Source organism: Affinirhizobium lemnae (assembly GCF_022968395.1).
Taxonomy (GTDB): Bacteria; Pseudomonadota; Alphaproteobacteria; order Rhizobiales; family Rhizobiaceae; genus Neorhizobium; species Neorhizobium lemnae.
On the sequence record NZ_JALJQZ010000019.1, the window covers coordinates 56,969 to 77,387 of the forward strand.

18 protein-coding genes are annotated in these 20,419 nt (G+C 58.3%); 8 read left to right on the plus strand and 10 right to left on the minus strand.

Annotated features, from left to right (window positions below; translation table 11 throughout):
- Positions 1–2 precede the first annotated feature (2 nt).
- From MUU53_RS13360 to MUU53_RS13370, 3 genes are all read right to left on the minus strand, one after another.
- Positions 3–2,192, minus strand: coding sequence for a putative bifunctional diguanylate cyclase/phosphodiesterase (locus MUU53_RS13360; protein WP_247261329.1), 2,190 nt, complete (start codon positions 2,190–2,192; stop codon positions 3–5).
- Between the two features lie 106 nt (positions 2,193–2,298).
- Positions 2,299–4,053: an ABC transporter ATP-binding protein/permease gene (locus tag MUU53_RS13365; RefSeq protein ID WP_247261330.1), complete on the minus strand. Its 1,755-nt coding sequence runs from the start codon at positions 4,051–4,053 to the stop codon at positions 2,299–2,301.
- Positions 4,054–4,252: 199 nt separating this feature from the next.
- Entirely contained in the window at positions 4,253–5,458 is a 1,206-nt protein-coding gene (locus MUU53_RS13370) for a pyridoxal phosphate-dependent aminotransferase (RefSeq protein ID WP_247261331.1), read from the minus strand.
- Between the two features lie 284 nt (positions 5,459–5,742).
- On the opposite strand from MUU53_RS13370, the gene MUU53_RS13375 reads away from it, so the two are divergent.
- The 4 genes from MUU53_RS13375 to MUU53_RS13390 all read left to right on the plus strand — a co-directional run bounded on the left by MUU53_RS13375 (position 5,743) and on the right by MUU53_RS13390 (position 9,138).
- Complete coding sequence (locus tag MUU53_RS13375) at positions 5,743–6,516, plus strand: ABC transporter ATP-binding protein (protein WP_247261353.1); 774 nt, start codon at positions 5,743–5,745, stop codon at positions 6,514–6,516.
- Between the two features lie 86 nt (positions 6,517–6,602).
- A complete protein-coding gene (locus MUU53_RS13380) occupies positions 6,603–7,385 on the plus strand; it encodes a transporter substrate-binding domain-containing protein (RefSeq protein WP_247261332.1) in 783 nt (260 codons plus the stop codon).
- A gap of 212 nt (positions 7,386–7,597) precedes the next feature.
- The gene (locus MUU53_RS13385) at positions 7,598–8,329 is read left to right on the plus strand and encodes an ABC transporter permease (RefSeq protein ID WP_247261333.1); all 732 of its coding nucleotides are present in this window, start codon (positions 7,598–7,600) and stop codon (positions 8,327–8,329) included.
- A complete protein-coding gene (locus MUU53_RS13390; RefSeq protein ID WP_247261334.1) occupies positions 8,326–9,138 on the plus strand; it encodes an ABC transporter permease in 813 nt (270 codons plus the stop codon). Before MUU53_RS13385 ends, MUU53_RS13390 begins: the two co-directional genes overlap by 4 nt.
- Before the next feature lies 1 nt (position 9,139).
- On the opposite strand, the gene MUU53_RS13395 is transcribed toward MUU53_RS13390, so the two are convergent.
- On the minus strand, positions 9,140–10,516 hold the full coding sequence (locus MUU53_RS13395) for an LLM class flavin-dependent oxidoreductase (RefSeq protein ID WP_247261335.1): 1,377 nt from the start codon (positions 10,514–10,516) through the stop codon (positions 9,140–9,142).
- Positions 10,517–10,606: 90 nt separating this feature from the next.
- Here MUU53_RS13395 and MUU53_RS13400 point away from each other — a divergent pair, with 90 nt between their 5' ends.
- Entirely contained in the window at positions 10,607–11,173 is a 567-nt protein-coding gene (locus MUU53_RS13400) for a helix-turn-helix domain-containing protein (RefSeq protein ID WP_247261336.1), read from the plus strand.
- Positions 11,174–11,286: 113 nt separating this feature from the next.
- Here the strand turns inward: MUU53_RS13400 and cydB are convergent, their stop codons facing one another.
- From cydB to MUU53_RS13415, 3 genes are all read right to left on the minus strand, one after another.
- A complete protein-coding gene (gene cydB / locus MUU53_RS13405; protein WP_247261337.1) occupies positions 11,287–12,291 on the minus strand; it encodes a cytochrome d ubiquinol oxidase subunit II in 1,005 nt (334 codons plus the stop codon).
- The gene (locus tag MUU53_RS13410; RefSeq protein ID WP_247261338.1) at positions 12,281–13,708 is read right to left on the minus strand and encodes a cytochrome ubiquinol oxidase subunit I; all 1,428 of its coding nucleotides are present in this window, start codon (positions 13,706–13,708) and stop codon (positions 12,281–12,283) included. The genes cydB and MUU53_RS13410 overlap by 11 nt, the downstream gene beginning before the upstream one ends.
- Before the next feature lie 276 nt (positions 13,709–13,984).
- Entirely contained in the window at positions 13,985–14,746 is a 762-nt protein-coding gene (locus MUU53_RS13415; protein WP_247261339.1) for an endonuclease/exonuclease/phosphatase family protein, read from the minus strand.
- Positions 14,747–14,836: 90 nt separating this feature from the next.
- On the opposite strand from MUU53_RS13415, the gene MUU53_RS13420 reads away from it, so the two are divergent.
- Entirely contained in the window at positions 14,837–15,787 is a 951-nt protein-coding gene (locus MUU53_RS13420; RefSeq protein ID WP_247261340.1) for a putative bifunctional lysylphosphatidylglycerol flippase/synthetase, read from the plus strand.
- On the opposite strand, the gene MUU53_RS13425 is transcribed toward MUU53_RS13420, so the two are convergent.
- Both MUU53_RS13425 and MUU53_RS13430 read right to left on the minus strand, forming a co-directional pair.
- Entirely contained in the window at positions 15,761–17,254 is a 1,494-nt protein-coding gene (locus tag MUU53_RS13425) for a phospholipase D-like domain-containing protein (protein ID WP_247261341.1), read from the minus strand. The two genes, MUU53_RS13420 and MUU53_RS13425, sit on opposite strands and share 27 nt — an antisense overlap.
- A gap of 93 nt (positions 17,255–17,347) precedes the next feature.
- Positions 17,348–17,506 (minus strand): hypothetical protein, encoded by a 159-nt coding sequence (locus MUU53_RS13430; protein ID WP_247261342.1) that lies wholly within the window; start codon positions 17,504–17,506, stop codon positions 17,348–17,350.
- 97 nt (positions 17,507–17,603) lie between these two features.
- On the opposite strand from MUU53_RS13430, the gene MUU53_RS13435 reads away from it, so the two are divergent.
- Positions 17,604–18,110 (plus strand): ferritin-like domain-containing protein, encoded by a 507-nt coding sequence (locus MUU53_RS13435; protein ID WP_247261343.1) that lies wholly within the window; start codon positions 17,604–17,606, stop codon positions 18,108–18,110.
- A gap of 2 nt (positions 18,111–18,112) precedes the next feature.
- Here the strand turns inward: MUU53_RS13435 and MUU53_RS13440 are convergent, their stop codons facing one another.
- Positions 18,113–18,307: a hypothetical protein gene (locus tag MUU53_RS13440; protein ID WP_247261344.1), complete on the minus strand. Its 195-nt coding sequence runs from the start codon at positions 18,305–18,307 to the stop codon at positions 18,113–18,115.
- Between the two features lie 286 nt (positions 18,308–18,593).
- Between MUU53_RS13440 and MUU53_RS13445 the strand changes: the two genes are divergently transcribed.
- The gene (locus tag MUU53_RS13445; RefSeq protein WP_377307381.1) at positions 18,594–20,417 is read left to right on the plus strand and encodes a sensor histidine kinase; all 1,824 of its coding nucleotides are present in this window, start codon (positions 18,594–18,596) and stop codon (positions 20,415–20,417) included.
- Positions 20,418–20,419: the final 2 nt, after the last annotated feature.

The following is a 20,419-nucleotide window of genomic DNA, read 5'->3' on the forward strand; positions in this document are numbered from 1 at the left end:
TATCAGGTCTTTCGGCGGGCCTGCTTGCTTGGCGGCTTGGCGCGTGAGGCAAGCATGGCCTCGATATCTGCCGCGGGAAGCGCTTTTCCGTAGAGATAGCCCTGGCCGTAATCGCAACCCATCAAGCGCAGGGCAATTTGTTGCTCCAGCGTTTCAACGCCTTCAGCAATCGTCTTCAGACCCAGATCATGGCTCAGCATGATGAGCGCGCGTGTAATTGCCGAATCTCTCTGGCGTGTCAGGAGATCGCGCACAAAGCCACGGTCGATCTTCAGAGTCGTAATCGGATAGCGCTGGAGCGAGCCGAGCGAGGCATATCCGGTGCCGAAATCGTCGAACGCGATGCCAATACCCAGTTCGCGAAGTTCGCTGATCAGTTCGAAGGCTCTGCTTTCATCTTCCAGCGTAGCGGTTTCCGTGATTTCCAGCTCCAGCCAGCGAGGATCCACGCCATGCTCATGCGAAAGACGACTGACCTGTGCCGGAAGATCGCTGCCCCGCATTTGCGACGGAAACAGGTTCATGCCCATCTTGATCGGTGGCAATCCCTTGGCGACCCAGGTGCCCAGTTGACGGATCGCTTCGTTCATCACCCATGCGCCAACATCGAGACTGAGCGCACTCTGCTCCAGGGCGGGCAAAAAATGCCCGGGCATCAGGGGGCCCTTTTCAGGGTGCTGCCAGCGGATCAGGGCTTCGATACCGTATAGTTCCCCGGTTTCCAGCAGCACCTGTGGCTGGTAGTGCAGCACGAATTGTTGCTTGCGCAGCGCTTCCAGCAGTTCGTCACGGGCAACGCGGCGCTGCTGCGATGTCTGTTCGACATGACCTTCATAGGCGATTGAGCTGTTGCCGCCCATCTTTCGCGCATGGGCAAGCGCGAAATCCGCATTCGCCATCCATTCGCGTGCATTCGCCGTATCCTGGCGCAGGGCATATCCGATTTCAGCTCCAAGCTTGAGCCGCATATTGCCCAGATCGAATGGAAGGACGAGTTCCTCCATGACTGCCTGAGCGAGATTCCGCGCTTCATCAGAAGTTTGTGCAGACCGGACGAGTAGTCCAATCTGTTCTTCCCCAAGCCTTGCGATGACGCTTTCCCTTGTCAGCACGCGCGGCAGGCGCACAGCAATGTTCTGCAGCAGGGTATCAAATATGTCCTGACCGAGCCGATCTCCCGTTTCCTTCAGACCATCGAGTTCGATCAGCATCAGCGTTCCCGCTCTGTGTGTCTGACAGTGCTGATCGATGAGTTCATCGAAGCGATGGCGGGTACTGAAGCCGGTGACGGGATCCTGGTTGGCGAGGCGCAGGAGACGCTTGTCGCGTTCTCGACGTTCCGAAATGTCGTTTATGATAGCGCCGATGCCCATGCTGCCTGCATCGTTCCATGCCGATAGCGTAATTTCGATCGGGATCTCGCTTCCATCGCTGCGCCGCGCGAAAACTTCGACCGTCTTGCCATCGAGAAGCGGGCCCTTCTTGTCGGACAGACGCCCGAAACTTTCGTGATGGGAGGCACGAAACCGCATTGGAATGATGATTTCGACATCTCTGCCGATCAATTGGCTACGCTCGTAGCCCAACAATTTGAGCAGGCTATTGTTGACGAACTGGATACGGCCCTGTCGATCCACTGAAATCATCGACAGTTCTGTCGCATTGACGAAACTGGCAGCGGCCTGACCGGGGAAGCCTTCGCGACGCTGTTCGTAGTGGTTCATCAACAGGCGCGCGGCCTGTTGCAGACGCGCGGTATCCGAGGTTGAAAGTTCGGCTCTCGCGCGGGTGTCTGCAATGCAGAGCGCGCCCATCGTTTCGCCGCTAAAGGTTTTCAAAGGTGCGCCGGCGTAAAAGCGTATCGCAGGATCGCCCGCCACGATCGGAAGATCCTTCACTCTGTTATCGGTTGCGGTGTTGAGGATTACGAGGGGACTGTCTCCCTTAATGGTCAGATTGCAGATACTGTCCTCGCGCGACAGCTCTCTCAAATCTGCGCCGACGCTTGCCTGGATGATCTGCGTCGTATCATCAATCAAGGAAATATAGGCGATTGGGGCATTGCAGAAATCTGCAATGAATTCGCACAAGGAGCGGGAGAACAGATCGGGGTTCGAAGCGCCAAGCCGGAACTTTTCGATCAGTTCCGTGCGCAGACGTGACTGCCCTTGTCCGTTTCGCTTGCCTGGCATAACGCCCTCAACTCAATCTATGGGTGCTAGTTTATCAGTTGAAACCTTATGAAAAACATAACGTATTTATCAATTGTGCTGGTATTGCGTCATTTTGCATGCAGTTCTAATAGGGCTGGAGATGTATCAGTCGCGTTGAAATTGGCAAAAAGGTCTCCGATCGTCCGACATAGATGATGGCTGCCTCCGACATGGCATCCAGGATTGCAAGGAGTTCGGACTGGGTTTCCGTCTCCAAGGCTTCGAACGCATCATCAAGAACGATCCAGCGTGGTTTGACCAAAAGCACATTTGCGATGCGCAGGCGCATCTGATCATCTTCCTGCAGGACACGCTCCCATCTTTCGCGAGCCGACAACTTTTCCGTCAATCGGCCGAGGCCGACTGCTTCAAGCGCATTGCCCATCGCGTCAGGCGTGTACGTAGCGGACGGCATCGGGTAGGTGAGAACCTCATCCAGAGTCGCGTCCGGAAAAAAGCCCTTCTGCGGCACTAGAAGCATCGAGCCGGATTTCGGCAAACGGATCGTTCCCTTACCCCAGGGCCACAGCCCCGCAATCGCCTGGAACAAGAGGCGGCGGTTGGCCCGCGGATCACCGTTGACCATGATCCGTTCACCGGACAAGATGACATATTGTCCATCGAGCCGCAGCCCACGGTCACCGCCGGGACTGTTGGGTCTTGGCGACAGGAGCAGGTCCTTGAGGGTCAGTTGCTCGGCCTCGTCCTGTTCCACAGTCAATGTTTCCGGTTCTGCATGCTCATTGTCGAGATCGATTAACGCCCTTCGAAACACCGAAACGCGATAGAGAGCGGCTTTCCAGTCGGCAATCGGACGGAAGTTATCGATATACCAGCGCAGCGCCGTGTTGACCTGATTGAACGCACCGACCGCCATCATCAGACCGCCAAAGGAAAGGCCGCCACTGAAATAGACCGGTGCCGCAATCAGGATCGGTGCGATGGTGGTGAGCCAGCCGAACCCGGCAGAAACCCATGTCAGATTGGTGTAGGCGAAGGCCAGCCGCCGGATGATGGCGAGAACCTCGCTGATGGCCTGCTGAATCCGCCGCCGCTCGCTGTCTTCGCCATTGGTCAGCGTAATCGCCAGCATGTTTTCGTTGGTTCGCATCATGGTGAAGCGCAGCTCGGCTTCCTGTGAGTAGCGCTGCGTATTCAGTGTCGGCAGCCTGCGGCCAACATAGTTGCTGAGCATCGACGCAGAGCCCGCGTAGAGTAGTGCTGCCCAGACCATATAGCCCGGAATGGCGATCTGCTGACCGTTGAAGGTGAAGGCGAAATCGGCCGAAAGCACCCACAGGACACCGATGAAACTGGCCAGAAGGATGGTGGCGTTGACCAGCCCAATGGCAAGTGTCGTCGTCAGTTCCGCGAGATTGCGCGCATCCTCATGAAGCCGCTGATCCGGGTTGACGCCGATCTTGCCGAGGCTTGCCAGTCTCAGGGCCCTTCGCGGATGCATCCACTGATCGACGAGGTCTCGCGTCAATCCTTCGCGCATGAACAGTGCCGTCATCTGGTTCAACCAGGCCTGGATGACGTTCAGCACAAGCAGAGAACCGGCGATGATGAAGAAGACCTTCAATTGCTCAAAAAAACCGTCGAGATCCCGTTGCTCAAGCGCATTGTAGAACGGCGTGTTCCAGTAATTGAGACGATATTGCGCATAGACAGTGGTCAGAATGATCGTCAGAAGCCCAACAATCAGCAAAAGCACCTTGTTTCTGACTTGAGACGACCAGAACGCGCCGGCCATCATTTTCAATTGGCAGCCAAAGGTGAAAGGCGGGTAACCCGTGTCAGGGTCGATCTGCGGTGTTTTCGTCTCGATACTTGCCATTGCTTGGTCCGGGCAGAGGCTTCTGCTATGCCTGTTATCAGGGGCTAAGTGTTAATTCTAAATCATCAAGCTTGCCGCTGACGGACCTGACATCCGTCAGGGTTACCCAATAGGCCAGGCAAACGAAGAAAAATTGATCGGCACGGGGCAGTTCCGGTCAAGTTAATCCCGTCTGAGCCGTATTGAAGGTCGGGGATGGTCAGGCACCTAAGTGCTCGCGCTCGGCGGCGGGCATGGCGGCTAGCCGTCCGGCGAGGCTTGCCATGCGGCGGACCGCCTCCTCCAGCACATCATCCGGAACTGTGAGCGAAATGCGGATGAACCCCGCCGCCTGATGTCCGAAAGACGAGCCAGGCATGACGGCAACCTGCTCCTTGCGCAGCAGTTCCCAGGCATAGTCGGCGCCGCCGAGGCCTGTCGCCGTCACATCCACCACCACAAACATTCCGCCTTCCGGCATCATGGGCTTCAGGAGGTTGCTTCCGGCCAGTGTCTTCTGAACGATTTCGGCACGGCGGCTGTAATTGTCGCGCATGATGCCTGCCGTCTCGAAGGGGCGGGAGAGCGCAAGCGCGGTCATGTCGGAAATGAAAGGTTGTACGCCGAACAGCATAGTTTCCGAAACGGGCAGAAGTTTTTCGCAAAACTCCTCCGGTCCTGCTGCCCAGCCGCTGCGGAAACCGGGTGCTGCATGGGATTTGGAGATCGAGGCGACTACGATCGTACGCTCTGCCAGCTCCGGCATATCGAAAGGAGAGGCGAAGTCCTTGCCAAAAATCAGCTGTTCGTAGACTTCGTCGCACACAATCCAGAGGTCGTGCTTCTTGCAGATTGCGCCAATGGCCGTGATTTCCTGGTCGGTGAGGACGGCACCGGTCGGGTTGTGCGGCGTGTTGAGAAGAAGGACGCGGGCTTCCGGCGTGATTGCGCGCTCCAAATCCTCAGCCTGCATGTGGAAGCGGTTCTCAGGCCGCAAGGGAACGGGGATGAGATGTGCGCCCGTTGAGGCAATCACGCCTTCATAGGTCGCATAAAGCGGATCCCCGACCAGAACTCCATCACCAGCTTCAGCCAGTCCCATCATGACTGCGTAAAGTGCCGATTGTGTGCCCGGAAAGCAGAGGAAGTTCTTTTCGCTGACACCCGGTCGCCGCTTCGAATATTTCGCGATCAGGGCTTTCAGAACGGCAGGCTCGCCGCGTCCGTTCGAATAGCGGGTGCGGCCTGCATACATGGCGCGCGAGCATTCGGCGAGCAGATCTTCGTGCGGCGGCAAATCGGGTTCACCAATGGTGAGCTCAATGATGGGCTGACCTTCCGCTTTCATGCGTCTGGCCGTGGCGTGCAGAGCCCAGCGGCCCGAGCCGAGATCCGCAAGACGATCAGTTATGGATGCATAGCGCACGGAAAACCCTCCGTTGAAATCGATGTGAGGCCGTTTAACCCGATCCTCCCGCCACGGCAATGCACCCGTGCAATGTCTGACCTCTGCGCTCCTGCGCCTACCTCGCCAAAGTTATGGATACTCGCTCCGGAAGCATGACGTGGATCTTTAATGTGCTTGAGTAATTTTCGAACAAGTGCAAAAGTCATATCTTAATTGAAGCGCCAGCACTGCCTCACAAGAAGAAATGCTGGGGGAAAATGGGCAAGTTAGATCGGCAGATAAATGCCGACGGTGAAGGTAACATGACGGACAAGGCGCAAGCCATAGAGGTTCGCGATCTGTACAAGCGTTTCGGCCCGCTGGAGGTTTTGAAGGGGGTTTCCCTCTCTGCCAGCCAAGGAGACGTGATAGCCCTGATCGGTGGGAGCGGATCAGGCAAATCGACCTTTCTCAGATGCATCAACATGTTGGAGCTGCCGACAGCCGGCAGCGTGACCATTCACGGCGAAACGATCGAGATGAAGCAGGATGGTCATGGCGGGATGATGCCTGCCAACCGTCGCCAGATCCAGCGTATCCGTACCAAGCTTGGCATGGTGTTCCAGAGCTTCAACCTCTGGCAGCATATGACGGTCCTGCAAAACGTCATCGAGGTGCCGGTGAATGTGCTCGGTCAGCCGAAGGATCAGGCGATTGCCGTTGCAGAAACCCTGCTTCGCCGCGTGGGGCTTTACGAAAAGCGCGATGCCTACCCGGCATTTCTGTCCGGCGGCCAGCAACAGCGTGCTGCCATTGCCCGTGCGCTGGCCATCCAGCCACTGGTGATGCTGTTTGACGAGCCGACCTCGGCGCTCGACCCTGAGCTGGTTGGCGAGGTGCTTTCCGTGATCGGCGATCTCGCAAAGGAGAACCGCACGATGATCCTGGTGACCCACGAAATGAAATTTGCGCGACAGGTAGCAAGTCACGTCATCTATCTGCATGGCGGCGTTATCGAGGAGCAAGGCTCGCCAGAGGCTATCTTCGAAAACCCTCAATCGGAGCGGCTGAAGAAATTCATCAGCTCCATCCACTGAGAAAGCATTTCCAGGAAAAGTGTCATTGCGGTTTTCCGTCCGGAAATGCGTGAAAGCAAAACCAGAAAATCTCGAAAGGGGAAATCATGAAAAACTTCGTCCGTACCACCGCCCTCGCGTTTTGCATGACGGCGGCAGCCTTTGCCTCGGCCTCCGCGCAGGAAGTCAAGGTTGGCGTCGATTCCGGCCCGTACCCGCCATTCAGCTCGCCGGATGCCAGCGGCAAGTGGGTTGGCTGGGAAGTGGAAATCATGGATGCGCTGTGCGCCGAAGCCAAGCTAAAGTGCGTTCTGACGCCGCTCGCCTTTGATGGCCTCATTCCTGCGCTCACCTCAAAGAAGATCGACGCCATTATGAGCTCCATGTCGATCACTGATGAGCGGAAGAAGACGATCGATTTCTCCGACAAATATTACAACACGCCGACCGCCGTCATCGGTCCGAAGGGCGTGAAGTTCGAGCCGACGGCTGAAGGCCTCAAGGGCAAGATCATCGGCGTTCAGGTTTCGACCATCCATGCCGAATATGCCCAGAAGTATTTCGGCAAGGCAGTTTCCGAGATCAAGGAATACCAGACGCAGGACGAGGCCAATGCGGACCTCGCAGCCGGTCGCCTCGATGCGATTCAGGCCGACCTGATCACGCTCGACGCCTTCCTGAAGACAGATGCCGGCAAGGCCTGCTGCGAGCTGAAGGGTAACGTCAAGGACGATCCGGCTATCCTGGGCTCGGGTGTCGGCGTTGGTCTTCGCAAGGAAGATACGGCCATGAAGGACAAGTTCAACGCAGCCATCAAGGCTATCCGCACGAACGGAACCTATGACACGATTTCGAAGAAGTATTTCGACTTCAACATCTACGGCAAGTAAGCAGCTTCGTTGCAGCCGGGTTTCTTCGTCGGGAAGAAGTCCGGCTGTTTGCTTATTCCACATGGCAACGCGTTGTTTCCGTAGTCTAGAGCATTTCCGGCGAAAACACGGGATCACCTAAAATGCTCTATCCATTTGTTTTGACGCAGTCCGGACGCAAAACCGCTGACGCACTTTTGCTGGACGTGCTCTAGCCCGGAAAGCCTTATCCCATGGGCGCAACAAGTTTTGACTTGAGCCTTTTGTCCTTATCTTCCCCCGGCTGGGGTGGCGTGCTGCTGATGGGCCTTTTGATGTCCCTGCAGGTGGCCATCGGCGGCTATCTGCTCGGGCTTCTGATTGGTATAGGCGGTGCCGCAGGCAAACTCTGGGGCGGTCCCATTCTGCGCGACCTTCTTGAGGTTTACACGACCGTTGTGCGCGGCGTGCCAGAACTCGTGTTGATCCTGATCCTGTATTATGCCGGCACCGATGCGGTGAACCAGTTGATGCAACTTCTCGGGCTTCCTGCGGTCGACATCAGCGGGTTGACGGCGGGTATTTTCGTGATCGGGGTGGTGCAGGGCGCCTATTCCACCGAAGTTCTGCGTGGTGCCATTCTTGCGGTGCCTCCGGGTCAGCTGGAGGCGGCGCGTGCCTATGGCATGTCGCCTCTGCTTTCGCTTCGTCGCATCACCTTTCCGGCCATGTTGCCCTATGCCATTCCGGGCCTTTCGAACCTCTGGCTGATTGCGACGAAGGATACAGCGCTGCTGGCGGTCGTCGGTTTTGCCGAATTGACGCTCGTGACGCGGCAGGCGGCGGGCACGACCAAGGCTTTCCTCACCTTCTTCCTTGCGGCGGGTGCGCTCTATCTCATGGTAACGCTGGTTTCCAACCTCATCATCGGGATTATTGAAAAGCGGGCGCGTCGCGGTTTCGCGAGAACGGAAGGTGCTGCATGAGCGAGGTAACCGCTATCCCCGCCTATCAGGCTCCCAAGGCGCGCAGCCTTTTCGAGCCGCATCGCATCTTCCTGATGGTCCTTTTTGCGATCATCCTGCTTTCCATGGCCTGGTTCATGCGCTGGGACTGGATACCCAGATACCAGACACGTCTGCTCTGGGGCATCTGGGAAACCATCGTCATGCTGTTTTCGACAGCGATTGCCGGGTTCATCCTCGCCGTTCCTCTGGGGCTCGTGCAGGTGACAGGACCAAAGCCGCTGGCCTGGCTTGCGCGAGGGTTCTGTACGCTGATCCGTGGTACGCCGCTCCTGCTTCAGCTCTGGCTATTGTATTACGGCCTTGGTTCGCTCTTTGCGCAGTATCCGGAAATTCGCCAGTCCTTCCTCTGGCCTTATCTGCGTCAGGCATGGCCCTACGGCTTTGCCGCCTTGACCATCTCCTTTGCGGCCTATGAAGGCGAGGTCATGCGCGGCGCCTTTGCGGGCGTGCCGAAAGGGGAGCTGGAAGCTGCCAAGGCCTATGGCATGGGGCGGTTCACCATGTTCCGCCGCATCTGGCTTCCGCGAGCGATCCAGCGGACGCTGCCGACGCTGACGGGCGAAACCGTGATCCAGCTGAAGTCGACGCCGCTGGTGGCAACCGTGACGGTGGTGGATGTCTACGCCGTGATTTCCAAGGTGCGGCAGGATACGTTCCTGACCTACGAGCCGCTCTTGCTGCTGGCCGCCATCTATCTCATCCTGACCGGCATTCTTGTTTTCTCTTTCCGGCAGCTGGAGAAGCGAATCCCTAACCGCGGGGTTTGATCTACTGGCGATTCTGGCGGAAGGAGGCGGCCATGTGGCTTTTGGGCAGGCGGGCGTTTCCGAACAGTTTTTCGCGTAGTGTGCCTTCGCGATATCCGGTCTTGTAGACACCGCGTTCCTGCAGGATCGGGATGACATGGGCTATGATGTCGTCGAAACACTCCGGCACCACGGTGCGCGACAGGTTGAAGCCATCAATGCCTGCCTGTTGGCTCCACGCCATCAGCTGATCGGTAATCTCTTCCGCAGAGCCGACCATGGGCGGTTGGCGGCTTCCCAGCACCATCTGCTCCAGCAGCTTGCGCTTGGTCCATTGCGGTCCGGCGCTGCGGCTGACCGCTTCGATGTTCGAGACAATGGCATTGCTCTTGCCGGTTTCGATCGGTTCGTCGAGATCATATTTCGCGAAATCGATGCCTAACGAGGCGCTCGCATGCACTAGGGCTGCCTCCGAACTCACATAGCGGCGGTACTCTTCGAACTTTTCCTGCGCTTCTTTCGCTGTTTTGCCCGTCACGATCGTGGCCCCCATGAAGACCTTGATGTCGCTGGCGGAGCGGCCCAGTTCAACAGCCTTTGCCCTGATGTCATCGACGATGGCGCGAACGCCTTCCATTTTCTGGCCGTTGACGAAAACGCATTCCGCGTGGGTCGCGGCGAACTGTCGACCGCGTGTGGAAGAGCCCGCCTGATAGAGCACCGGCGTGCGCTGCGGCGAGGGGCTGGAAAGATGCATGGCGTTGAGGTGGTATTGTTTTCCCTCATGCCGGATGGCGTGAACCTTTGCCGGATCGGCGTATAGATGGTTCTCACGGTCGAGGCGCACGGCATTATCCGCCCAGCTTTCCTCCCACAGGCGATAGACCACCTGCATATATTCATCCGCCAGATCGTAACGGTCGTCATGGGCGGCCTGCTGGTCCAGCCCTATGGCTTTCGCAGCGCTATCGAGATAGCCGGTCACGATGTTCCAGCCGATCCGTCCGCCCGTGAGGTGATCGAGCGTGGACATGCGGCGGGCAAACAGGAAGGGCGCGTCATAGGTGAGGTTTGCCGTCACCCCGAAGGCCAGATGCTTCGTCACCGCAGCCATGGCAGGCACCAAGAGAAGCGGATCGTTTACCGGCACCTGCGCGGCCCCTTTGAGGGCCGCATCGGCATTGCCACCGTAGACATCGTTGACGCCCACCACATCGGCCAGGAAGATCCCGTCGAACAGCCCTTCCTCCAGCCGCCGGGCATAGTCCATCCAGTAGGAGATCTCGTTGAAGCGATGCGACTGATCGCGCGGATGCGCCCAAAGACCTTGCTGGATATGCCCGACACAGTTCATATCGAACGCATTGAAGCGAATTTCCTGTTTCGTTCGATCTGCCATGGTTCCCTCTGGTGCCGTTTACGGTCGGCCGAGTGTTTCTTATAGATTTCATTTCGTCTACTATAAGAGACGAAATTTGAGGATTGCAAGATGGATCTGCATGAACAGCAGGCAGCGGGGGCGATTGCAGAACGTATCCGGCTGGAGCGGGAGGACCGTGGCTGGTCGCTAAGCGAGTTGGCTGAGCGTTCCGGGGTGTCGAAAGCCATGATCAGCAAGATCGAGCGTTGCGAGGCAAGCCCTACCGCGACGGTTCTCGGGCGGCTGTCCGGTGCCTTCGGTCTGCCTCTGTCGCGACTTCTGGCGCTGGCCGAGCAGGCAAGCGAAAGACTGATGCGTGCCGACCGACAGGCCATCTGGAAAGATCCGGAAACCGGCTACACGCGTCGCGCTATCTCTCCGGCAACCGGCAACGGACTGGAATTGCTGGAGGTTACTCTTCCTGCAGGCGTTCGTATTCCTTATCCGGCCTCCGCCTTCGCCTTCCAGCGGCAGCAGATCTGGGTAACCGGCGGTGAACTGGAATTCGCCGAGGGTGAGGTGGTCCATCACCTTCGCCAAGGGGATTGCCTGGAACTGGGATCGCCGCAGCCGTGCGTGTTCTTCAATCCGGGGAAGATCGATGCCCGCTATGTAATTGCGCTGACCCGGCGCTAAAATTTATGCGCCGAGCCAGAGCTTGATGATGAGGCCGACGATGCCGACGGCCAGAACGCCTGCCATCCACAGACCGACGAACCAGAGAATTTGCCTGACTTTCGTCCCTGGCATCAGTGATACCCTTCCTCCGGATCGATCTTCCCGCGGAAGACCCAATAGGCATAGGACGTGTAGATCAGGATGGCCGGAACCAGCACAGCCGCCCCCACCAGCAGGAATTTCAGGCTTTCGTCCGGGGCTGCCGCATCCCAGATGGTGACGGAGGTCGGCACGATATAGGGGTAGAAGCTGATGCCGATACCGATATAGGCCAGCACGAAGAGGCCCAGCGCGCAAAGGAACGGGCGGGTGTCCTTCTTGTGCTGCAGGCCTGTGACAATGCCGTATAGTCCAGCACCGACGAGAAGCGGAACGATGACCGTGAACAGGGCGCCGGGATAGAGAAACCACCGGTCGAGATATTCAGGTTTCAGGAACGGCGTCCACAGGCTGACGATGCCCATGGCGGCCACGGTGCCGAAGGCCGTGACGAGTGAAAACCAGCGCGCGCGTTCTGCAAGTTCTCCCGTCGTTCGCATCACCAACCAGGTTGCGCCAAGCAGCGCGTAACCGATCAAGAGCGCAAAGCCCGTCATGATGGAGAAGGGCGTCAACCAGTCCCACCAGCCGCCGGAATAGGCGCGATTGGCAACCGGAATGCCCTGCACGAGTGCGCCAAGCGCCACCCCTTGCGTGAAGGCAGCGACGGTGGAGCCACCGGCAAAGGCCCAGTTCCACAGCCATTCGGCCCGTTTTGTGCGCCAGCGATATTCGAAGGCCACGCCGCGGAAGATCAGGGCCAGAAGCATTGCGATCAGTGGCGCGTAAAGGGCTGGCAGAATGGTGGCATAGGCGAGCGGGAAGACTGCGAGAAGTCCGCCGCCGCCCAGGACGAGCCATGTCTCATTACCGTCCCACACGGGAGCGACGGAATTCATCATGACATCGCGGTCATGCTTTTCCGGAAAGAAGGGAAACAGGATGCCGACACCGAGATCGAAACCATCCAGCACCACATAGGCGAGAACGGCAAAGGCAATGATGGCTGCCCAGATGAAGGGAAAATCAAGCTCCATGATGGGCACCCCCGTGTTTGGCATGGTTCTCGGCAAGTGCCGGAGCAGGCGTGATGCCCGCGCTGCGGATCGGGCCCTGGCCCAGATGCGGTTCCGGGTCACGCGGCAGGCGGCCCATGAGGCGCAGGATGTAGAAGGTGCCGGCACCGAAGACGAGGAAATAGACGATGACGAAGGCGACGAGCGAGGCGCCGACAGCCGGCGCGGAGATCGGCGAGATCGAATCCGCCGTCAGAAGGTGGCCGTAGACCGTATAGGGTTGGCGGCCGACTTCGGTGGTAATCCAGCCCGCCAGAACGGCAACGAAGCCTGCCGGACCCATGACAAGCGCAAAACGATGCAGCCACGCGTTTTGATATAGTGTGCCGCGGAAACGGCAATAGAGGCTGAAGAGACCGAGACCCAGCATGGCAAAGCCCAGTGCAATCATGACCCGGAATGACCAGAACACGACTGCGACCGGCGGCTGCTTGTCACGCGCAACGGTGTCCAGACCGTTCAACGGGGCATTCAGATCATGCTTCAGGATCAGGCTCGAAAGCTTGGGGATCTGCACAGCATAATCGATCCGCTGGTTTTCCTGATCAGGGATGCCGAACAAAATGAGCGGCGCTCCATCCGGATGGCTCTCGAAATGGCCTTCCATGGCCATGACCTTGGTGGGCTGATGTTCCAGCGTGTTAAGGCCGTGCATGTCCCCGGCGAAGATCTGGATTGGCGCGACGACGGCAATCATACCCATGGCCATGGAGAACATGGTGCCCGCGCGCAAGGGAGCGGTGCGACGCAGCAGATGCCAGGCACCGACGGCACCGACGACCAGCGCCGTGGTGAGATAGGCAGCCAGTACCATATGCGTGAAGCGGTAGGGGAAGGACGGGTTGAAGATGACCGCCCACCAGTCGGTCGGCACGAACTGTCCCTTGTTATTCATGGCAAAGCCCGCGGGGGTCTGCATCCACGAGTTCACCGACAGGATCCAGGTTGCGGACATTAGCGTCCCGAAGGCCACCATCAGGGTCGCAAAGAAGTGCAGGCCAGGGCCAACGCGCTTTCGCCCGAACAGCATGACGCCGAGGAAACCCGCCTCCAGGAAGAAGGCGGAAAGCACTTCATAACCCATCAGCGGCCCGATAACCGGCCCTGCTTTGTCGGAAAAGACGCTCCAGTTTGTGCCGAACTGGTATGACATGACAATGCCGGATACCACGCCCATGCCGAAGGCCAGCGCGAAGATTGTTTTCCAGAAATCGAAAAGTTCCAGATAGACCGGCTTCTTCGTCCACAGATACAGCCCTTCCAGAACAGCCAGGTAGCTCGCAAGCCCGATGGAGAAGGCTGGAAAGATGATGTGGAAGGATACGGTGAACGCAAACTGGATTCGCGCTAGAAGCGTTGCGTCAAAGTGCTCGAACATTGTCTCGCCCTCATTGTGGACCTCGTCCCCCGAAATCCTGTTGATGAAAGCTATGTGGCTGTCGCTTGACGTTTAGCAATAGGAAGTTTGGCCGCAGGCGCGAATGGTCGCACGTATTGCGCTATGTCAAAGAAAGGGCGCCTCCTCGATCAACGAGGGGACGCCCAAGGGGGGAGGTTCTATGACGCTGCCGCTCTGGCTCTCGCCTGTGCGACATTCTGAAAACGGCCGTGCAGCATCATTGTTCCGAATCCTGCAATATCAATCAGGAGTTGATCAGGTGGGGACTTCCACGACTGCCAGCAAGGGCAGATGGTCGGATGCAATCCGGGTGGCCTCGTTCCTGACGGCTTCAGCGGACAGGATGCGCGGACCATTTGCAGTAAAGATATGGTCCAGTCTCAACAGCGGAAAGCGCGAGGGGAATGTCGGGTCGGGGCGTCGCCCCGTCTGCTGCTTGGGATCCTGCAGAGGTTTCAGCAAATTGCGATAGGCTGCGGATGACGGAATGGAATTGAAGTCGCCCATCACGATGAGGGGTTTATCCGCGCAGTCGCGATGACCGATCCAATCCGGACCTGTCAGTTCTTCCGTCTGTCGCAGGCGATCGCGTCGCAACAGGCCAAGATGGGTGTTGAACACGTTGACCTTCACTGCGCCCACCTCGACCTCAGACCATATTGCTCCGCGGGGTTCTCCATAGGATTGCAGGCTGCCCGCCCGGACCAGCCGCACCGGCAACGCGGTCAGAAGCGCATCTCCGTAGAGCTCCTCCTCGACGCTGAGAGCCGGGTGAAAATGAAAATCCATCTTCAGCCGATTGGCGATGACTTCCGCCTGGTCGATGCCGCCGCTTCGACGCCGGCGGACATCCAGTTCCTGCAGGCCGATGATATCCGGCTTCAACGACGCGATCACGTCCGCGACGCGACCTGGATCGAGCTTTCGGTCGGTGCCCACGCAGCTGTGAACGTTATATGAGAGAATTCGAATGGTCCGGCTGCTCCGAGGCGCCGTATTGATGTCAGGTTCGATCATGACGCGGGGAACCCCTTGAGGCTGCGTTTCGTTCCCTCACACCCTGCAACTGCGGTCCTTTGCGACGAAACGGAAGGACGAGGAGACATCGTGAGACGGCATCTTCTTCGTATACTCATTCTGCTGATCATCTGTGTGGCGCTCGTTCTGGTGTATCGCAGTCTCAGTCGCTACAGTCTGGAGGACATTACATCCTCACTATCGCAAATTCCGTCCTACCGGATCATAACCGGCTTCCTCTGCGTCATTGCATCCTACATTTGCCTCTCGCTCTTCGATTATCTGGGCTTGCGCTATGTCGGAAAGGGGCAGGCATATCCAAGGGCGGCGCTCGCATCGTTCTGTGCCCTGTCCATTGGCCACAATGTGGGGGGAGCCGCTCTTTCAAGCGGCGCCGTCCGCTATCGGTTCTACACGCGTTGGGGACTGAGCGGGGATGAGGTTGCGAAAGTCATTCTGTTCTGCGGTGCAACCGTTCTGCTGGGCCTCAGCATGTTGGCGGCCATTGCGCTGATCTTGATGCCCCCGACCGGAGAGACGATCCTGCAGCTTGACCCCGGTCCGCGAAAACTGCTGGGGCTGGCATTTCTGGCCTATCCGGTTGCCTATGTCATCTGCTCGATCTGGGGCCGACCACCCCTGAAATTCCGCTCCTTCCGCATGGAAATGCCGACCACGTCCATGTGTATCGCGCAAATTGCTGTGGGAACGGTCAACTTCGGCTTCGTGGCTGCTGCTCTGCATCAACTGCTGTCCGCCTTCACCGATGCGGGATATCTGCAGGTGGCAAGTGCCTATGTAACAGCAACGATTGCCGCCATGCTCAGCCATGTCCCGGGAGGTTTGGGGGTTCTGGAGGCGACCATGCTGATGGTGCTGCCTGCCGGCGCATCCATCGGGTCTCTGGTTGCGTTCCGCGTCCTCTACTACTTCGTGCCGCTTCTCATCGGCGCGCCTCTGTTTCTGTTGACAGAAATTCTGGCGCGCCGGGAAGGTCCGGGTCGTTCCGAGCCTTCAGGTGAAGCTGCGCATCAGGCGTGACAATGCCCAGCGCGTGCCGACCTTCAACTGGCGGAATGGCCAGAAGGGTCGGCGTGGATCGATCAGCGAGGTGCCGATCAGCGAATCCGTCTCTCCGTGCAGCACATCGACGTTGAAATGACGCAGGCCCCGACGCTGATTGTTTAGCCGTTCGATCGTGCGGATCAACGAGCCAGTTTCCTCGACAAGGCTGGCAACGGCTTCCGGCGTCGAGCCGAGATGTTCAGCGAGGAGATCGTGACGAAGATCGAGGACAGCCTTTCGATCTTCTGCCTTCTCGGGTTCGAACGCCAGGTCGGATTCCGTATCCAGACCTTCGGATCGGTTATTGAGGTTGGATGATCCGATGCGGATGAAACGGTCATCGATGATGACGAGCTTGGCATGGACGATAATTTCCGTCTCCTTGCCTTCCTCATCCTGTGTCACCGAATAATAGACGCGCAGGCGATTATAGCGGTCATGACGTTTCATGCGCCGGATGAGACGGGTCCGATTATGACCCATCATCAGCTTTTCCAGAAAGCCGTGCGATTCCTGGGTCACGAGGATGATGATTTCCGGTCCATCCGCCTCCGCAAGCCGATCCATGATCGTGCGGGCTACGGCAAAGGAGGCGAGATATTGCGATTCCAGGTAGATGTGGCTCCGCGCGGCGCGCAGGGCGTCATGCGTCAGCTGGATGGCTTCGCGACGTCCGCGGCGACCGTTCCACTTCAGCGGTTCGGTGAGAGCAAGGGCGACGGGGCAATCGGTTAGAACCGGTGCCAGGTCCGCTGGCCAGAGATCGTCAGAATGTGGCTGGCCAGGCGCCAGTTCCTGCTTCGTCGCCCATTTCCAGCGCTTGCGGCATGCATCGCCCACCAGCCTTGCGGCATCGCCGGATACGATTGATTGCGCATCGTGAACAGGGCCGTAGCAGGTTCCATCGGGCGAGCAGCGCAGCTTGTTCGGAATGGAATGATTGCGATCGTCCCAGCGGCGGGCGGTCAGGTCTATGCCGCCGAGGAAGGCAACCGTATCGTCGACGCAGACCATCTTCTGATGGTGGCTGGCGCGGATTGGGTGGCGGAAGTCGAATTCCATAATGATGCGGGGATGGTCGTTCCAGCCCGTCTTGCGGAATATCTTCAGGCTCTTGCCGGAATAGACGGGTCCCATGCCCCAGACCAGAATGCGGACGATGAGATCCGGCTGGGAATCCACACGCTGGCGAAGGATCTGGCCAAGCGTCGGACTGCCAGGAACCGCGGGCTGAAGGCGGATATGGGGGTTGAAGTCCCAACCGACGATGAAGATCGAATGATGAGCCTTGTAAAGCACCTGCTCAAGCCTGCGATAATATTCCGCACCGTCGATCAGAAATGCCGCCTTGTCGCATCTTGAACTGCGCCAGGCATTGCGGCCAGGCTGGACGATGCTGCCTGTTGCCGATGTATCCGTTTCTGCCGATGATCTGTAGTCCACGGTCTTCACCCCTTCGCTATCCGTGCCGCAACAACGCATCGGCCGCGCGCGGGTTCCGTGGCGGCCGATGGTGGATGGCGAAGGGGGGGGCTGTCAGCGGACCTGCATGGGGGGATCGCGCGTTTCATCCGGGTTCGGAACCGGTTCTTCGTCCGGCAGACGGTCGGGTTCCGGCTCCTTGATGGGTGGCTCGGGCACCCATGTGGGCGCCGGCATCGGAGGCTGGTCGCTGGGATCGCGGGGATCGGACATCCACTTTTCCTCTTGGTTTCTGCTGACACCAACCCACATCAGTGGAAATGGTTCCGGTCGAATGCTGGTTGGCGGGTTCGGGAAAGAGGAGAATGCAATGACCCATGCTCGAGATCATTTCGCCGTCTGGCTTCGTGATGCGCATGCCATGGAAGTTCAGTGCGCGACCATGCTGCGCAGCCAGATCGGCCGCATCGAGAACTATCCGGACCTGCGCGAGCGATTGCAGGAGCATCTTGGTGAAACCGAAGGCCAGGCCCAGTCTTTGCGGGAGTTGATGGAGCGTGCGCCCAGTCCGCAGTCAGTGCTGAAGGATGTCGCCAGCAAACTGTCGGCGACCGCGCAAGGTCTCACCGGCCTGCTTGCCAGTGACGAGATCGTGCGTATCTGCACCAGCATTTACAGCTTCGAGCATACGGAAATCGCCACCTATCGCGTTCTTTTTGCAGCCGCCGACGAGATCGGCGACGGCAAGGCTGTCGATGTATTGGGTAAGATTATCGAACAGGAGAAAGCCATGGCTGACTGGATAGAGAGCTATCTGGACGGCGTGACCCGCCTCTATCTCATGCGTGAGGAACGCGACCTCATCGCGAAGCGATAACTTCATCCCGCCTTGAAACGCTGGGTCAACTCATCCGGATCGCGCACACCGGCCTGATACAGTTCGATGATCTGTGCTGCGATGCTGCTTGCATCGCTTGACCGGATTTCTATGCCTTTTGTTTGTCTGATGCCGTCGAAGACCGACTGTAAAAATTTCAGATCGCTTGGTTCGAGTGTGGATTTGTCTAAATTCATATCTCGCCTCCATGAGGAGGGCGAAAGTCACCGGGCGCATGGGCCTCGGGCTTCCAGCCGCCGATGCCCGTTTAATCAATCGGCGGTAATATGAGTGTACGCTCATGAACGAGGAATGCAACCGTAGGCGCCTAACAGAATGCGAAGTACTCGTGAACGTCTGGTGCCTGTCTTTCAGGCTTAAGGTCATCAAACTGTCTGTTGCGTCAATTGATCCTGCCTCCAAAGAATCTTGTGTCTGCATGAAATTTCAGCCACCCTTCAAGCCGGACCAGGAGGATAAGGGTTGGGAAAGCGATATCTGTCGGCATTGATAGGCTTCATCCTGATCGGTGTCGTTTTCGCCATCCACGGCGGCGACATCATCAAGGCGCGCTATCTTGCCGAAGCGGTAACGCAGGGCGGCACCACCTTGAGGCTTGCTGTGTCGGCGCTCGAGGGGCACCTCAAGCGCTATGAGGCACTACCGGCGCTGATTGCCGACCAGCCCGATATCGAGGCTCTGATCCTCCAGCCGGACAACCTGATCCGCCGCCATTCCACCAATCTCTATCTCGCCAACATCAATGCGCTTCTGAAATCCTCCGACATCTATATGCTGACAATGGACGGCGAGACGATCGCCGCCAGCAACTTCGACCTGCCCACCAGTTTCGTCGGTCAGAATTTCAGCTACCGTCCCTATTTCCAGGAGGCGGCCAAGGGCAAGCAGGCCCGCTTCTATGCGCTGGGCACCACATCGGCCAAACGCGGCTATTATTTTTCTTCGCCCATCGAGATTGGCGGCATCGTTCGGGGCGTGATCGTCTTCAAGGTCGATATCGATGTGCTGGAAGCCTCATGGGAAGGAGGGGATGCGCGCATCTTCGTGTCCGATCCCGAAGGCATCATTTTCATGACGGGCAGCCCGCACTGGCTCTATCATTCGATCCTGCCGCTTACCGAAGAGAGGATTGCCCGAACCTCCGCCTCCCGTCGCTACTCCGATGCCGTGCTGAAACCGCTTCCTTTCACCGAACGCGTCGAGGATGGTCACAGGATCATGAGCGTTGCCGAAGCTGGTGGAACGCGGGATTACCTGGTGCTGTCTCAAAGCATGCCGGATGCGGACTGGACCGTGAATGTGCTGACGGACACTGCCTCGGCACGGGCGCAGGCGCAGACCGTCGTGATTGCCGTTCTGCTGGTCCTGTGTCTGGTGGGCCTCGGTGTTGCAATCCTGATGCAGCGCCGCGCACGGCTGGACGAGCGGCTGCATCTGCAGGAGGCCGCCCAAGTGGAACTGGAGCGCCGGGTCGAGGAGCGCACGGCGGATCTCGCGCGGGTCAACACTCGCATCGAGGAAGAGATCGCCGAACGCCGCGCAACGGAACTTCAATTGCGGCAGACACAGGCAGACCTGATCCAGGCCGGAAAGCTGGCAGGTCTTGGCCAGATGTCGGCAGCACTTTCCCACGAATTCAACCAGCCGCTCGCGGCAGCCAAGACCTATTCCGACAGTGCGGATGTCCTGATCGAGCGTGGCAGGCTCGAAGAAGCGCGCGACAATATCCGGCGTATTTCGGCGCTCATCGACCGGATGGCCTCCATCTCGCGTCACCTGCGCAATTTTGCGCGCAAACCGAACGAGAAACTGAGCGGCGTGGCGCTGGATGACGTCATCCGCGATACGCTGGAGATCGTCTCGACCCGCCTGAAGAGCGCGCAGGCGGAGATCGATATGTCGCTTCCCCGTGATATCCCGCCCGTACTCGCCGGGTCCATTCGCCTGCAGCAGGTTCTGGTCAATATCATCACCAATGCAGCGGATGCGGTCGAAGGTCTCGACGACAGGCGTATCGAACTGACGGTCGATGTAGATGAGATGGTGCATATTCGCGTACGCGACCATGGCGCGGGTGTCGCGGCGGCGATCAGCGAGCGCATTTTCGATCCGTTTTTCACCACCAAAGGTGTTGGCAAGGGCTTGGGACTTGGCCTGTCCATATCCTATAACATCATCAAGGATTTCGGTGGCAGCCTGAGCGTCGCGAACCACCCGGATGGCGGGGCGGTCTTCACGATCTCGCTCATGGCGGCAACGGGGCAGGTGGGCCTAGCGGCGGAGTGAAC

What these genes read in the sequence shown, in the direction of transcription:
- MUU53_RS13410 (WP_247261338.1), bottom strand. Translation starts at nt 13,708, where the DNA reads ATGTTCGAGCACTTTGACGCAACGCTTCTAGCGCGAATCCAGTTTGCG.
- MUU53_RS13430 (WP_247261342.1), bottom strand. Translation starts at nt 17,506, where the DNA reads ATGTCCGATCCCCGCGATCCCAGCGACCAGCCTCCGATGCCGGCGCCC.
- MUU53_RS13380 (WP_247261332.1), top strand. Translation starts at nt 6,603, where the DNA reads ATGAAAAACTTCGTCCGTACCACCGCCCTCGCGTTTTGCATGACGGCG.
- MUU53_RS13435 (WP_247261343.1), top strand. Translation starts at nt 17,604, where the DNA reads ATGACCCATGCTCGAGATCATTTCGCCGTCTGGCTTCGTGATGCGCAT.
- MUU53_RS13395 (WP_247261335.1), bottom strand. Translation starts at nt 10,516, where the DNA reads ATGGCAGATCGAACGAAACAGGAAATTCGCTTCAATGCGTTCGATATG.
- MUU53_RS13400 (WP_247261336.1), top strand. Translation starts at nt 10,607, where the DNA reads ATGGATCTGCATGAACAGCAGGCAGCGGGGGCGATTGCAGAACGTATC.
- MUU53_RS13365 (WP_247261330.1), bottom strand. Translation starts at nt 4,053, where the DNA reads ATGGCAAGTATCGAGACGAAAACACCGCAGATCGACCCTGACACGGGT.
- MUU53_RS13415 (WP_247261339.1), bottom strand. Translation starts at nt 14,746, where the DNA reads ATGATCGAACCTGACATCAATACGGCGCCTCGGAGCAGCCGGACCATT.
- MUU53_RS13360 (WP_247261329.1), bottom strand. Translation starts at nt 2,192, where the DNA reads ATGCCAGGCAAGCGAAACGGACAAGGGCAGTCACGTCTGCGCACGGAA.
- MUU53_RS13385 (WP_247261333.1), top strand. Translation starts at nt 7,598, where the DNA reads ATGGGCGCAACAAGTTTTGACTTGAGCCTTTTGTCCTTATCTTCCCCC.
- cydB (WP_247261337.1), bottom strand. Translation starts at nt 12,291, where the DNA reads ATGGAGCTTGATTTTCCCTTCATCTGGGCAGCCATCATTGCCTTTGCC.
- MUU53_RS13375 (WP_247261353.1), top strand. Translation starts at nt 5,743, where the DNA reads ATGACGGACAAGGCGCAAGCCATAGAGGTTCGCGATCTGTACAAGCGT.
- MUU53_RS13440 (WP_247261344.1), bottom strand. Translation starts at nt 18,307, where the DNA reads ATGAATTTAGACAAATCCACACTCGAACCAAGCGATCTGAAATTTTTA.
- MUU53_RS13390 (WP_247261334.1), top strand. Translation starts at nt 8,326, where the DNA reads ATGAGCGAGGTAACCGCTATCCCCGCCTATCAGGCTCCCAAGGCGCGC.